The organism is Crassaminicella profunda, assembly GCF_019884785.1.
Classification (GTDB): domain Bacteria; phylum Bacillota; class Clostridia; order Peptostreptococcales; family Thermotaleaceae; genus Crassaminicella; species Crassaminicella profunda.
The window spans coordinates 3,352,582-3,366,399 of sequence record NZ_CP082326.1; the positions used below are offsets into that span (position 1 = coordinate 3,352,582).

The window sequence follows — 13,818 nt, forward strand, 5'->3', positions numbered from 1 at the left end:
TGAATGCTAACTATTTCTTCTTATATCTATCAACTTAGGAGGTTTTCGCATGTTCATAGAAATCATTAAAAAATATAGAGATAAAACTAAATACGATTTAAGCTGTTCTGAAACGATTATTTACGCAGCTAACGAAGCTTATGATTTAAATCTAGACCAAAAAACATTTAGAGCCATGGCACCTTTTAGTGGGGGAATGTGGGTAGAAGAAGTATGCGGTGCAATCAGCGGTGCTTTAGCTGTTTTAGGCATCTTATTCACAAATAATGTAGCCCATGAAAGTGATTACTTAAAGGAATTGACCTTAGAATTCTTTGAAAAATTTGAGAAAAAATTAGGGTCGATCAATTGTACTAAATTAAAAGAAATGCACCGAACAGAAGAAGAAGGCTGTAATAAAGTCATCTATATAGCTGGGGAAATTTTAGATGAAATCATTATAAGGGAAGTGAAAAAAAATGGAAATTTCTAAAAAATATTTTGGAAAAACCGAAAATGATGATGCTGTTTATGAATATACCCTTTCAAATGATCATTTTTCATATATTCGCATATTAAACTATGGTGGCATTATTACAGAAATTTGTGTTCCTGATAAGCACCATCATATAGAAAATGTTGTTCTCAGTCTTAAAAACATAGAAGATTACGAAAAAAAATCTCCTTATTTGGGATGTATTGCTGGAAGAGTAGCTGGGAGAATTTCCAATGCTTCTTTCTCCATAGATGAAGAAAAATATACTTTAGAAGCCAATAACCATCATGCAAATCTTCATGGAGGACCTTTAGGCTTTGATCAAAAACTATGGCATGTAAAAGAAATCTCTCATACAGATTTCATCGGTTTAGAGCTTAGTTATTTTAGCAAAGACAAAGATCAAGGGTTTCCAGGTAATTTAAATGTGAAAGTTTTTTATAAGTTTTATAATGATAATCTTCTAGAAATCACCTATGAAGCAACAACTGATAAAAGAACCCTTGTAAACCTTACAAATCACAGTTACTTCAATCTTTCTGGAAATTATAAGGAAGATATATTAAATCATACTTTAACCATTCATGCTGAAGAGTATGGACAAATTGATAAAAATATTATTCCTATAGGGATTACAAATGTAAATCATACTCCCTTTGATTTTAGAAAAGGTAAAAAAATAGGAGAAAACATAAAAGACCATGATCTTCAATTAAAATATGCTGGGGGCTATGATCATCCATTTTTATTAGAAAAAAATCATCCTCATATTATTCTAGAAGATGAAAAAAGCGGAAGAATCTTAGAAATTACAACAGATCAACCCTGTGTAGTATTATATACAAGCAATACCATTGGTCGTGAAATGCTTTTAAGAGGTGATGTATCTTCTTATAATCATTTAGGGGTCTGCTTAGAAACCCAGTGGTACCCCGATGCTATCAATCAAGATTTTTTTCCTACATATATTCTAAATCCAAATGAAAAATATATTTCAAAGACACTTTATGCATTTAAGATAAGGGATTAAAGCATACTCTATAGAATAATTGATCTCTTATCATCATTAAAAGGACTATCTCAACCATTAAAACATGGTGAAAATAGTCCTTTTTATCTATCTGCACAAATAAATGTCCATCCCTTTTCTAGTAAAACTTCTTGATTCGCTCTAAAGCTAATTCAATATTTTTTCTAGATGTTGCTAAATTTACTCTTATAAATCCTTCTCCTTCCTTTCCAAAAACAGAGCCCATATATACGCCTACCTTGGCCTTTCTTATAAACCAATCATATACTTCCTCTTCTTTTAATCCTAACGCCCTATAATCTATCCACAATAAATAAGTTCCTTCTGGCTGAATGATCTTTAGCTTTGGCATATGAGTTGTTACATATTCTTTAAAATATTCATAATTTCCATGAATATATCTCAGTACCTCATCAACCCACTCCTCACAATCTGTATAAGCAGTTTCTACAACTGGTACTGAAAAAATATTTGGATTATGCATACCTAAGCGATCTATTTCATCTTCTATAGCTTTACGAATCTCTTTATTTGGAATAATAAGATTGGAAACAATAACACCTGGCACATTAAAAGTTTTTGTAACAGAATTACATATAATAGATCTTTTTGCCATCTCCTCTGAAACATTTGCTAATGGTGTATGCTCATATCCTTTGTATAAAAGATCTGAATGGATTTCATCTGAAATCACAATAATATCATGTTTTACACAAAGCTTTTCAAGCTTTTTCAATTCTTCCTTTTTCCAAACTCTTCCTACAGGATTATGTGGACTGCATAAAATCATTAGTTTTACAGATGAATCAATTTTCTTCTCTAAATCATCAAAATCCATAGTATATTTTTCATCTTCATATTTTAACGGGTTAACAATTAATTTTCTATTATTCTTCACAACAGCTTCTCTTAAAGGACTGTATACAGGCTGCTGAATAATGACACTCTCACCCTCCTTCGTTAGAGTTTGAACCATCAAACTAACAGCAATACTAATACGTGGACAAAATACAATCCAATCTTTCTCTATTTCCCAATGAAATCTTTTCTTCATCCAATTTTGAATGGCTTCATAATAATGGTCACTCAATACGGTATATCCAAAAACTCCATGATCTAATACATTCTGCATAGTTTGAATAACTGGTTCTGGAGATTTAAAATCCATATCTGCAACCCCTAAATGAATCAAATCCTTTCCATAAATCTCATCAGCTTCATCCCATTTTGCACAATTTGTATGATATCTATCAATCATTTCATCAAATTTTGAATCCATTTTTTCTCCCTCCTAATTATACTAACAAATACATTAGGGTTTTAGAAAATTCTAAAACCCTAATGAGTAATTTTTAAGAAACACAATCTTTCTTTAAATATTCTTGATAAATTTCATCATTTTTATCTAACTTGGCAATAAATATTCCTGTATATCCCCAAATAGTTGCAAATACAACTCCTAAATAACATAAAATAGCCCATGGTAAATACTCAAGAGTCGGTACCCCTAATGTAGTTGCCATATATACTCCCGCTGCTGTCCAAGGAACCAATGGTTCTATAACAGTTGCTGAATCTTCTAATGTTCTTGAAAGATTCTTTGGATGTAGTCCCCTTTTAATATATTCATTTTTAAACATCTCCCCAGGGATCAATATAGATAACTGGCCATTAGATGTTACACATACTGCAGTAAAGCATGAAATAGCTGTTGCTACAATCAAACTTCCTGTTGATTTTACAGATTTTAATAATTTGTTTAATACAATATCCAAAGAACCACTTACAGAAATGGCTCCAGCAAATCCATAAGCACAAAAAGCGATTAAAACCGTTCCTAACATTGAATTCATTCCACCACGATTTAACAATCTAGGAATATCTGCTATCACTTGATTAGGATCAAATCCAGGTACTTGAATCATTGAAATATTAAATCCACTGATAGTTGCATCAAATGCCTGCTGGATTGTAAAGCTTTGTATAAGTACTGCATTGACTAAAGCAACCATACTAGAAAAAAGCATAACTGGAATAGTAGGTTTTTTCGTAATAGAACCATATAAAACAATAGCTGGAGGTAATAAAAGTAAAATATTCCAATTAAACATCATATCTAATGTACTAAGAATTGTCTCTACCTTTTCAGGGGTTGAAAAATTAACAATAGATGAATTAAAGCCTATAATTAAATATACAATCCCTGCTACAATGAATGCTGGTCCTGTTGTAAACAACATATGTCCAATATGCTCATATAATTTTGAACCAGCTGCAATAGGTGCTAAATTTGTTGTATCAGATAATGGAGACATCTTATCTCCAAAATATGCTCCTGAAACAATAGCTCCTGCTGCAACTGGTAGAGGTATCCCCATCCCTGCTGCAACACCCATTAATGCAACACCAATCGTCCCAGCTGATCCCCAAGATGTACCTGTACATACAGATACAAATGCTGTTACAACAAAAGAAGTAATAATCATAAATTTAGGATTAATAATTTTTAGTCCATAATAAACCATCATTGGAATAGTTCCACCAATCATCCAACTACCTATTAACACCCCTACAATAATTAATATTAATATAGCTGGCATTGTTTTTGATAATTTTCCTACAATAGAATTAATAATATCTTCCCATGTGTATCCTAAAGTTACAGCAATAACGCCAGCAATTACCGCAGATATAAGCATTAAAAGCTCTGCTCGTAACCCCATTAGACCATAACCTACTCCCAAAAGAATAACCATAGCCACTATTGGGATCATGGCTTGTACAAATGTAGGTTGCTTTTTCATATGTACTCCTCCTTTAGTAATTTTTTATATGTTTTTTAAATGGTTTTAAAAAGTTTATATAAAATAAAGGCTTTTTTGAACATGGGCTAACTGATCAAAGGATGCCTTTAAAACATCATATAATTGATGATACATCTTATAATACTGGATATATGCATACACCTTTTCTTTATTGGGAACATAGGTTTTCTTTACATGAATAAGCTTACTACATGCATTTTCAACTGTATCAAAAGTTCCATTTCCTACACTTGCTAAAATAGCAGCACCTAATGCTCCTCCTTGATCTGTATATAAAGTACTTATTTTTTGATCAAAGACATTAGTAAGTATATCCATCCAAAGATTACTTTGTGCACCTCCACCAATTGCTCTTATATCCTCTACAGGTATTTTTAACTCCTTAAGTATTTGGAAAGAATCTCTTAATCCAAAGGCTACCCCCTCCAAAATAGCTCTCGTCATATCTCCTCTAGAATGACTCATAGTTAACCCAATAAAGACTCCCTTTGCATTAGGATCAGCATAAGGTGTTCTTTCCCCCATCAAATAAGGTAAAAAAATTAAACCCTTGCTACCTATAGGTGAATTTTCTGCTTCTGTGAGAAGCTCCTCAAAGGCTACCCCCTTATGAATCTCTTCTACCCACCATTTTAAGCAGCTAGCTGCTGAAAGCATCACACCCATAGAATGATATTTACCATTTGCATGACAAAAAGCATGGAGTCTGTTTTCTTTATCTACTCTATACTCATTATGTGATGCAAAAACTACACCAGATGTTCCTAATGTAACTGAAGCAATCCCTTCCTTAACTGTACCTGTTCCAATAGCCCCTGCTGCTTGATCTCCTGCGCCTCCAACAACAGCGATTTCCCCTTTTAATCCTAGTATATTTTTTATCCCCTCTGTAAGGTACCCAGTAATTTCATAGGATTCATATAATTTTGGCAAAACACTTTCCTTCATCTGTAAAAATTCTAACATTTCCTTTGACCAATTTCGTTTTTTTACATCTAATAAAAGCATTCCTGAAGCATCTGATACATCTGTTGCATATTCCCCTGTTAATTTTAATCGAATATAATCTTTTGGAAGAAGGATATGAGCTATTTTTTCATATAACTTAGGCTTATGCTTTTTAAGCCATAATATTTTCGGTGCTGTAAAACCTGTTAAAGCTTTATTCCCTGTGTACTGCGTTAATTTTTCCTGTCCAAAATAATTGGTGATTTCATGGCATTCTTCCTGGGTTCTTTGGTCACACCAAAGTATAGCAGGATGCAATACTTGATCATTCTCATCAAGAGCTACCAATCCATGCATTTGACCACTAAACCCTATGGCTTTTACAGTATCTTTTTTACAGCAGCCCTTTTCCATCAAATTTTTAATACAATCCTTCGTAGCCTTCCACCAATCTTCAGGATTTTGTTCAGCCCAATTTATTTTAGGATAATCAACAGAATATCCCCTTGATTCTTCTCCTAATAAATCACCTTTCTCATTGATAAGAATAATTTTCACAGAAGATGTTCCCAAATCAATGCCTAAAAAACTCACTTTCTTCCCTCCTTAAATTGCTTTATTATTCATATTAAATAGATCTTGTATGGCTAAAATACCCGCCCCAAGCAATGACGCTTTTTCTTTGAGTTGAGAGAATCCAATACGAATTCCCTGCATTCCATAAAAGGTACTTTCTTTACCCAACTTTTCTATCAACTTTTCTTTATAAACCCCTTCATATTTGCTTATTTCTCCACCAATAATAATATATTCTGGTGATAAAGCTAAAATAATATTTTCTATCCCTATACATAGATAATCTAAATATCGATCTAGTACTTTTATAGCTACTTCATTACCTTCCTGAAAATACTCAAAAAACTGAGTTACTGATTCAATTCTTTGTTTCGAAAAAGTATTAAATCGTTCAATAAGTGCACGCTCCGAAGCATATAACTCCCAGCATCCCGTTCTACCACAATTACATTTTATTTTTTCATCTGTGACACGCATATGTCCAAATTCTCCAGCTTTCTTACTTATACTTTTATACAAGTAATTCTGAATAATAATGCCTGTCCCTACACCTTCTGTAATAGATATATAGACTAGATTATTTTTCCCTTTTCCATGTCCTAAGGTTCTTTCACCTATTGCAGCTGCATTTGCTTCATTCTCAATATAAATGGGCATGCCAAAGATTTCTTTATAAGGTTTAAAGTCAAAATTTTTCACCTTAAGATTTGGGGCATTTTCTAAAATCAACGCTTCTTCATTAATAATGCCAGGTAATGAAAATCCTACTCCTAAAATATTTTCTTTCTTTATTTTTTCTTTTTCAATGATTGTTTCTATAATCTTTTTACTCTCTTTAATGATTGCTTCAAATGAATTTATTTTTTCCTTTAAGGCTATTTCCTCTTCAACTAAGATTTCTGATTCTAAATTGATGAGGACAATCTTCATTTTTCTTGGAGAAATATCTACACCAAATGAATATCTTGCATTAGGATTAAATCGAATAATTACTGGCTTTCTACCTCCCGTAGATTCAGCCACACCTGCTTCTTTAACCAATCCTTCTTCTAAAAGCTTGCTGATATTACTAATGACTGTAGGGATACTTAAATTTAATTGTTTAGCAATTTCTTGCTTTGTCATTTCTCCTTTTTCTGCAATAAAATTTAATATTCTTGTTCTATTTGAAAGTTTAATTGCTTGCTGATTGATCTGAAATTCAAACATTGCTTTATCACCACTTTATAATATTTTTTAATCTTTCTTAAAATATTATATATTATTTCACCTCATAAATATATTGATTTAAAAGGGATTCTAAGTATTCTTGTTTTCCTGAAGTATTTTTGATCTGATCATTCTTCAATGCATAGGCTGCTAATTTTTCAAATCCTATTTTTCCTTCTACAATATCCTTTCCTATGCCAACGGTGTAGCTTTCATATCTTTTTTCAATCATAGTTTCAAATACGCCATCCTCTAATAATTTAGCTGCTACTTTTAAGCCCTTTGCAAAAGTATCCATTCCTGCAATATATGCATAGAATAAATCTTCCATTTCAAAGGAAGCTCTTCTTACCTTTGCATCAAAATTTAATCCACCTGGTGCTAATCCTCCATTTTTCAATACCTCATACATGGCTAAAGCTGCATCATAAATATTTGTAGGGAATTGATCTGTATCCCATCCAAGTAGTAAATCTCCTTGATTTGCATCAATACTTCCTAATATGCCATTAATTCTTGCCATATTCAACTCATGCTGAAAAGTATGTCCTGCTAGCGTTGCATGATTAGCTTCTATGTTCATTTTAAAATGTTTTTCCAAACCATAATTTCTTAAGAATCCAATTACTGTAGCCACATCAAAATCATATTGATGCTTCGTAGGCTCTTTTGGTTTTGGTTCAATTAAGAATTGTCCTTTAAAACCTATTTTTTCTGCATAATCTACAGCCATTCTTAAAAATCTGGCTAAATTATCCATCTCTAGCTTACTATCTGTGTTCAAAAGGGTTTCATAACCTTCTCTTCCTCCCCAGAACACATAATTTTCTCCACCAAGACGTTTTGTAATCTCTAGCATTTTTTTTACCTTTGCTCCACAATAAGCAAAAACATCTGCATTACAAGAAGTTGCTGCTCCATGTACAAATCTTGGATGGCTAAACATATTGGATGTAGCCCATAAAAGCTTTATACCCGTTTGTTTTTGTAATTTTTCTAAGTAATCTGCCATTTCGTCTATATTTTGTAGGGTTTCCTTTAATGTCTCTCCTTCTGGTGCCACATCCACGTCATGAAAACAATAATACTCAATTCCTAGTGCCTCCATAAACTGAAAGCCTATATCTGCCCTTTTTTTAGCAAGCTCCATTCCACTTAGTTTATCCCAAGAACGTATATTAGTTCCTGCTCCAAAGGGATCCATTCCTGTCCCTGTTAATGTATGCCAATAACTCATTGCAAATCGTAAATGTTCTTTCATTGGTTTTTTATATACTACTTCTTCTGGATTATAATACTTAAATGCTAATGGATTTTTTGAATCTGATCCTTCATACTTAATTTTTCCTATTTTTTGAAATAATTGTTCCATACGCTCCTCCTACGACTTTTTAAATCGATTTTAATAAGTTTGTAAAAAAAAAGAAAATGTTTTCCTAGATTATATAATAACAACGTTACTTTTTCAAGTGGTTTTAAAAAGTTTATTTCCATATTTACCTATTATCTCCACTAACATAGTGGATTATAATTTTTTGAAAATATCTTCATTAAATTTCTTCGCATTCCTTTAAGCATGTGTACACTATGCTATAATGTAATAAATTACTAGATTACGAGGGGGAGTATCTATGAAAATAGAGTTTTTAGGAGCAGCAAAAGTTGTAACAGGTTCTAATTATTTGATCACCACCAATAAATATAAAATATTATTAGATTGTGGATTATTTCAAGGGAGTAAACAACTTGAAAAGCTAAATTTCAATGATTTTTCCTTCAATCCTGCTGAAATAGATTTTCTTCTACTCAGTCATGCTCATATTGACCATAGTGGTAGAATTCCAAAGCTAATAAAGGATGGTTTTAAAGGAACAATCGTAACCACTAAAGCAACGAAGGATTTATGTAACATTATGTTAGTTGATAGCGGACATATTCAAGAATCTGATGCTTTATGGGAAAACAATAAAAGAAAAAGAGCAGGTCTACCTCTTATCGAACCTTTATATACAGCTGAAGATGCTAAAATCAGTCTAAATTACTTTGATTCTTATCTTTATGATCAAACCATTGAATTAAACAAAGATATTACCGTTCGTTTCAAAGATGCTGGTCATATATTAGGCTCCTCTATTATTGAAGTATGGGTTAGAGAAAACAATAAAACTGCCAAAATTGTTTTTACAGGAGACTTAGGAATCAAAAATAAACCAATTCTTAAAAATCCTGAGTTCATTGAAGAAGCTGATTATCTCATTATAGAATCTACTTATGGGAATAGACTTCATGAAAAACAAGAAAAAAGGACAAAGGAATTAATTGAAATCATCAATAAAACAGCATTACGTGGTGGAACTGTCATTATCCCTTCATTTGCCATCAATAGAACTCAAGAACTTATTTATGAACTCAATAAATATTATGACCATACAGAAGAACTTGAAACCTTTATGAAAGTACCTATATACATAGATAGCCCTATGGCCATATCTGCCACAGAAGTTTATCGGAACAATTCTTATGGCTTTGATGATGAAACCAAAAAACTTATTCTAAGCGGAGATGATCCTTTTCATTTTGAAAATCTTTACTATGTAAATAGTCAACAAGAATCTATGAGATTGAATAGCCAGTCCTACCCAAAGGTAATTATTTCTGCCAGTGGTATGTGTACAGCAGGAAGGGTTCGACATCATTTAAAACATAATTTATGGAAGAAAAAAAACAGCGTAGTTTTTGTAGGCTATCAAGCAGAAGGAACATTAGGTCGCCAACTAAAAGAAGGCGCAAAAAAGGTTAAACTTCTTGGTGAAAAAATTTCTGTTGAAGCTGAAATTTATAGCATTGAAGGTTTTTCAGGGCATGCAGATCAAAAAGATTTATTAGATTGGTTAAAGGGTTTTAAAAAATTACCTAAAAGAATATTTGTTGTCCATGGAGAAGAAGAATCTGCTGAAGACTTTTCAAAATTAATTGAAGACCAATTTGGTATTCAAACAATCGTTCCAAATATGGGCTATGTATTTGAAATCAAAGATGATCTATTAAAAAGCCATTCAGGAGAAATCCTAGAACCCTTAAAGAAAAAGGAAAATATTATAAAAGAACTTCAAGAAGTTTATGATACCTTTGATCATTTAGTTCATAAAACAGATTTATTAATCGATGAAAAAGTTTTAAAGAAAGATTATGCACAACTAAAAAATAAGCTTTTAGATTTGAATCAAAAGCTATTAGATATTAATATGCTCATTAGTAAATAAACTGATTGTATAGCATTTATATAGAAATGAAAAGAAAATTCCATGATATAATCTTTAAAACCATTTGATTATTATATCATGGAATGATAGTATAAATTTACAAATTATGTTAGCGTGGTGAACCTATGAAAAATTTATTTGAAAACAAATTTGATATCTATCTCATGGATCAACCTTATCAAGATCATTTTGAGCAATTAAATGACTATATGAAGCTTGTAGATTTAAAAATTTATTTATTGTATGAGCAAAATGGTGATACACACAAAAAAAATAATCCATTCAAAGAAAAAATTATATCAGATAAAGAGGTTTCAAATATTTTCAATACAAATATGAAAGATCCCTCTAAAGAAATACATACGATTAAAGAAGCTATCAAAAAATCTGAGGCTTATATAGACAGTCGTAAAATGGAAAGTCTAAGGAATAATGTATTTTTGCCTTTAGAATACATTTGTACTGTATTTGAGCTAACAAGTTTTGAAAAGCATTGTTTCCTATTAAGCTTAATAGTAGAAATAAATAGGAAGTATGAAAAACTCTACGGATATTTCCAAGATGATGTTACCTATAAGCTCCCTACTCTAGACCTTTGTTTAAAATTGTTTACAGATGATCATCCTGTAAAATTAAAACTATTATCTACCCTTCATTCAGAAAATAAGCTTTTAAAATATTTTTTTAAAGAGTCTCCTACTACAGAAAAATCCATATTGTCTCGAAAACTCAAATTAGAACAAAGATTTCTAGATTTTATTTTAAATCCTAGTGTCCCTTTCAAAAATTTAGAAGCTTATTGTAAACTATTTTTTTATACAAATCATGTGCCTTCCTTATTAACAGATACAGCTGTCCAGAAAAAGCTTCATACTTTTATTGAAAATAGCCTAGATGAAAATATTCTATTTTTTCTACACGGTCCTAAAGGAATAGGCAAAAGATTACATATAAAACATTTTTGTAAACATTTTAAGCAAAATGCTTTATTCGTTGATTTAGCTTATTTTGAAAAAAACAATACTTCCTTTGAGGGATTGGTAAAAGATATTTGTAGAGAATCTATCCTTCAGCAAGCTGTCCTATGCTTTTATAATTTTCATACTTTACTAGATGAAGAAAATCCATCCACATACAAAATAGATCAATTATTGAAAGAACTAGATACTTTTTCAAAAATCATATTTATTACTTCAGAAAAGCTTTGGAGGCCTGATAAAGATTTGGACTATGCTTTTATGGATCTTTCCTTTGATCTACCTAATCAAGCTGTTCGAAAAGAGATTTGGGAAACCTTCAGCGAGTCTTATTCCTTTGATGATCCTTCGATTTTTTCAGATTTAGCAAACAAATTCCAGTTTTCCCCATATCAGATTGAAAAAGCTCTACTAGATGCAAAAAATATTGCTCGATTAAATACTTCAGAAAATATTGATACAAACACAATCTACAAAGCATGCTATAATCAAGTTCTTCATCATTTAGAGAAAAAGGCTACCCTTATTCATCCTATATATAACTGGAATGATCTCATATTGCCCAATGAACAGCTTGAAGCTATGAAAAATGCTTGTAATCAAGTAAAATACAGACATATTGTTTATCAGAAATGGGGTTACGAACAAAAATTATCTTACGGAAAAGGTTTAAGTATATTGTTTACAGGTCCTCCTGGTACTGGAAAAACCATGGCTTCCCAAGTGATTGCCAATGAATTGTATTTAGAAATATATAAGGTAGACCTATCTCAAATGGTTAGCAAATATATTGGTGAAACAGAAAAAAATTTAAAGGAATTATTTGATGAAGCAAAAAAAAGCAATACCATATTGCTTTTTGATGAAGCCGATGCTCTATTTGGGAAGCGTTCTGAAGTAAAGGATTCCCATGATCGCTATGCCAATGTGGAAACCTCCTTTTTACTTCAAAAAATGGAAGAACACACAGGCATCACCATTATGACAACAAACTATTTAGAAAACATTGATCCAGCCTTTATGAGAAGAATAAACTACGTCATCCATTTTCCATTTCCTAGTGAAAATTACCGAAAAGAAATATGGATGTCCATTTTCCCTGAAAAAACCCCTTTAAAAAATAATATAGACTTTGATTTTCTTTCCAACAAATTTGAACTTTCAGGTGGAAATATAAAAAACATTGCTGTTTCTTCTGCTTTTTTAGCAGCTCATAAGAAAGAACCTATAGGCATGAATCATATTTTGTATTCCATTAAACATGAACTTCGTAAGCAAGGAAAAATCCTCTTAAAAGAGGATTTTGGAGAGTATGATTATTTTCTAGATTAAGGCACTTGAATAGTTTGTTGCCCTGGATTGGTGATTTGAATCATCCCGCCCCACATGCATACCAATTTTGAGGTATGATTGAGGGCCGGTTGATTGGCTACTAGCACAGTTGGAGAACCAGGTGCCCAAGGTGTAACAATATTTGGTATACATGGCATGGGGGTTAATACCCCAAGGGCAGCTGAAGTAGCTGCCGCTACTTGTGGATTTGCTAAAGACATACACATACCAAAGGGAAGTATATTCATCATGGGCTTATAGTCCATAATATTGGCTATTGGCATAGCTGTTAATACTTTGTTTTGTGGTGTAACCATCAATGAGCTAGGTGCATTGCCAAAACTACATTGAAGCATTGCACCAGAACATACTAAAAACCCCACTTTATCACCTCACCTGGATACTTCCTAAGTCCTTTACTTGACTAGATAAGTATTCTATTTCATCTTCAAATAATAGATCCTCATCTTGGATAATTATTTTTGCTTTATTTAAATTTTCATTATGATCTTTTATGCATAGGATGAAAAAACCTTTTTCATCTGTATAGGTATCATATACCCTTAATAGTTCTGTTCCTTTCTCATGTTTATACTTTAAAGGTTTATAAAACTCATAAGTTTTATTTTCTATTTCTTTTTTTATTGTACATAATTCTTCTTTTCCACTGTCATTGATCCAAAAACTTTTTAAAGTCAAATCTGCATTTTGAGGATTGTTTAAGGTAATTTCTTGTCCATCTTTTTTCTCTAGATCCTTTACCATTCTCATTTTGTTCCTCTGGTGAAGGGGAATGATCTTTACTTTTGTACGGATTAAGCCCTTAGAAGATTTTTGTATTTTTCCAAGAATACAAGTCATTCCTCTTTTTAAAGGATATCTTCTATTGGGTCTTAATCTTATTTTTACAATAGGGTCTAATGGATTTACTGCCCTTAAATCAATTGTTTTTTCTTCGTCCATATAAATATTACCTGTAATAACAATCGTACAAATAGCATCTTCCATATTAGTAAATATAAAATATCCATCCTTTTTTATGATAGGTTTTTTATTTAAATTTTTTATCTCAACCTTAATATTCATCCCTTTTACCACTTCATCAGAGTAATCATCTATACACAAAATAGCCAATGCAACTTTATGGTTCACCCTTATTTTTCTTTCATTCATTTTTTTCACC

11 protein-coding genes are annotated in these 13,818 nt (G+C 31.6%); 4 read left to right on the forward strand and 7 right to left on the reverse strand.

What is annotated here, in order from left to right; all coding sequences use genetic code 11:
* Positions 1–49 precede the first annotated feature (49 nt).
* Together K7H06_RS15605 and K7H06_RS15610 are read left to right on the forward strand one after the other, a co-directional pair.
* On the forward strand, positions 50–472 hold the full coding sequence (locus tag K7H06_RS15605; protein ID WP_223036957.1) for a C-GCAxxG-C-C family (seleno)protein: 423 nt from the start codon (positions 50–52) through the stop codon (positions 470–472).
* Positions 459–1,505, forward strand: a complete 1,047-nt coding sequence (locus K7H06_RS15610; protein WP_223036958.1) for an aldose epimerase family protein — start codon at positions 459–461, stop codon at positions 1,503–1,505. The genes K7H06_RS15605 and K7H06_RS15610 overlap by 14 nt, the downstream gene beginning before the upstream one ends.
* Positions 1,506–1,623: 118 nt before the next feature.
* Here the strand turns inward: K7H06_RS15610 and K7H06_RS15615 are convergent, their stop codons facing one another.
* From K7H06_RS15615 to xylA, 5 genes are all read right to left on the reverse strand, one after another.
* A complete protein-coding gene (locus K7H06_RS15615; RefSeq protein ID WP_223036959.1) occupies positions 1,624–2,784 on the reverse strand; it encodes a MalY/PatB family protein in 1,161 nt (386 codons plus the stop codon).
* A 73-nt stretch (positions 2,785–2,857) separates the two neighbouring features.
* A complete protein-coding gene (nhaC, locus tag K7H06_RS15620) occupies positions 2,858–4,309 on the reverse strand; it encodes a Na+/H+ antiporter NhaC (RefSeq protein WP_223036960.1) in 1,452 nt (483 codons plus the stop codon).
* A gap of 54 nt (positions 4,310–4,363) precedes the next feature.
* Complete coding sequence (gene xylB / locus K7H06_RS15625) at positions 4,364–5,872, reverse strand: xylulokinase (protein ID WP_223036961.1); 1,509 nt, start codon at positions 5,870–5,872, stop codon at positions 4,364–4,366.
* A 12-nt stretch (positions 5,873–5,884) separates the two neighbouring features.
* A complete protein-coding gene (locus K7H06_RS15630; protein ID WP_223036962.1) occupies positions 5,885–7,063 on the reverse strand; it encodes an ROK family transcriptional regulator in 1,179 nt (392 codons plus the stop codon).
* A 52-nt stretch (positions 7,064–7,115) separates the two neighbouring features.
* Positions 7,116–8,435 (reverse strand): xylose isomerase, encoded by a 1,320-nt coding sequence (xylA, locus tag K7H06_RS15635; RefSeq protein WP_223036963.1) that lies wholly within the window; start codon positions 8,433–8,435, stop codon positions 7,116–7,118.
* A gap of 259 nt (positions 8,436–8,694) precedes the next feature.
* Between xylA and K7H06_RS15640 the strand changes: the two genes are divergently transcribed.
* Together K7H06_RS15640 and K7H06_RS21255 are read left to right on the forward strand one after the other, a co-directional pair.
* Complete coding sequence (locus K7H06_RS15640; RefSeq protein WP_223036964.1) at positions 8,695–10,326, forward strand: MBL fold metallo-hydrolase RNA specificity domain-containing protein; 1,632 nt, start codon at positions 8,695–8,697, stop codon at positions 10,324–10,326.
* Positions 10,327–10,451: 125 nt separating this feature from the next.
* Positions 10,452–12,635 carry an AAA family ATPase gene (locus K7H06_RS21255; protein ID WP_246637552.1) on the forward strand — a complete coding sequence of 728 codons (2,184 nt, stop codon included), beginning with the start codon at positions 10,452–10,454 and terminating at the stop codon, positions 12,633–12,635.
* Here K7H06_RS21255 and K7H06_RS15650 read toward each other — a convergent pair.
* Positions 12,632–13,018 carry a DUF4280 domain-containing protein gene (locus K7H06_RS15650; RefSeq protein WP_223036965.1) on the reverse strand — a complete coding sequence of 129 codons (387 nt, stop codon included), beginning with the start codon at positions 13,016–13,018 and terminating at the stop codon, positions 12,632–12,634. The genes K7H06_RS21255 and K7H06_RS15650 overlap by 4 nt on opposite strands.
* Before the next feature lie 4 nt (positions 13,019–13,022).
* Entirely contained in the window at positions 13,023–13,808 is a 786-nt protein-coding gene (locus tag K7H06_RS15655) for a hypothetical protein (RefSeq protein WP_223036966.1), read from the reverse strand.
* Between the last annotated feature and the right edge of the window lie 10 nt (positions 13,809–13,818).

What these genes read in the sequence shown, in the direction of transcription:
- K7H06_RS15605 (WP_223036957.1), top strand. Translation starts at nt 50, where the DNA reads ATGTTCATAGAAATCATTAAAAAATATAGAGATAAAACTAAATACGAT.
- K7H06_RS15610 (WP_223036958.1), top strand. Translation starts at nt 459, where the DNA reads ATGGAAATTTCTAAAAAATATTTTGGAAAAACCGAAAATGATGATGCT.
- K7H06_RS15615 (WP_223036959.1), bottom strand. Translation starts at nt 2,784, where the DNA reads ATGGATTCAAAATTTGATGAAATGATTGATAGATATCATACAAATTGT.
- nhaC (WP_223036960.1), bottom strand. Translation starts at nt 4,309, where the DNA reads ATGAAAAAGCAACCTACATTTGTACAAGCCATGATCCCAATAGTGGCT.
- K7H06_RS15630 (WP_223036962.1), bottom strand. Translation starts at nt 7,063, where the DNA reads ATGTTTGAATTTCAGATCAATCAGCAAGCAATTAAACTTTCAAATAGA.
- xylA (WP_223036963.1), bottom strand. Translation starts at nt 8,435, where the DNA reads ATGGAACAATTATTTCAAAAAATAGGAAAAATTAAGTATGAAGGATCA.
- K7H06_RS15640 (WP_223036964.1), top strand. Translation starts at nt 8,695, where the DNA reads ATGAAAATAGAGTTTTTAGGAGCAGCAAAAGTTGTAACAGGTTCTAAT.
- K7H06_RS21255 (WP_246637552.1), top strand. Translation starts at nt 10,452, where the DNA reads ATGAAAAATTTATTTGAAAACAAATTTGATATCTATCTCATGGATCAA.
- K7H06_RS15655 (WP_223036966.1), bottom strand. Translation starts at nt 13,808, where the DNA reads ATGAATGAAAGAAAAATAAGGGTGAACCATAAAGTTGCATTGGCTATT.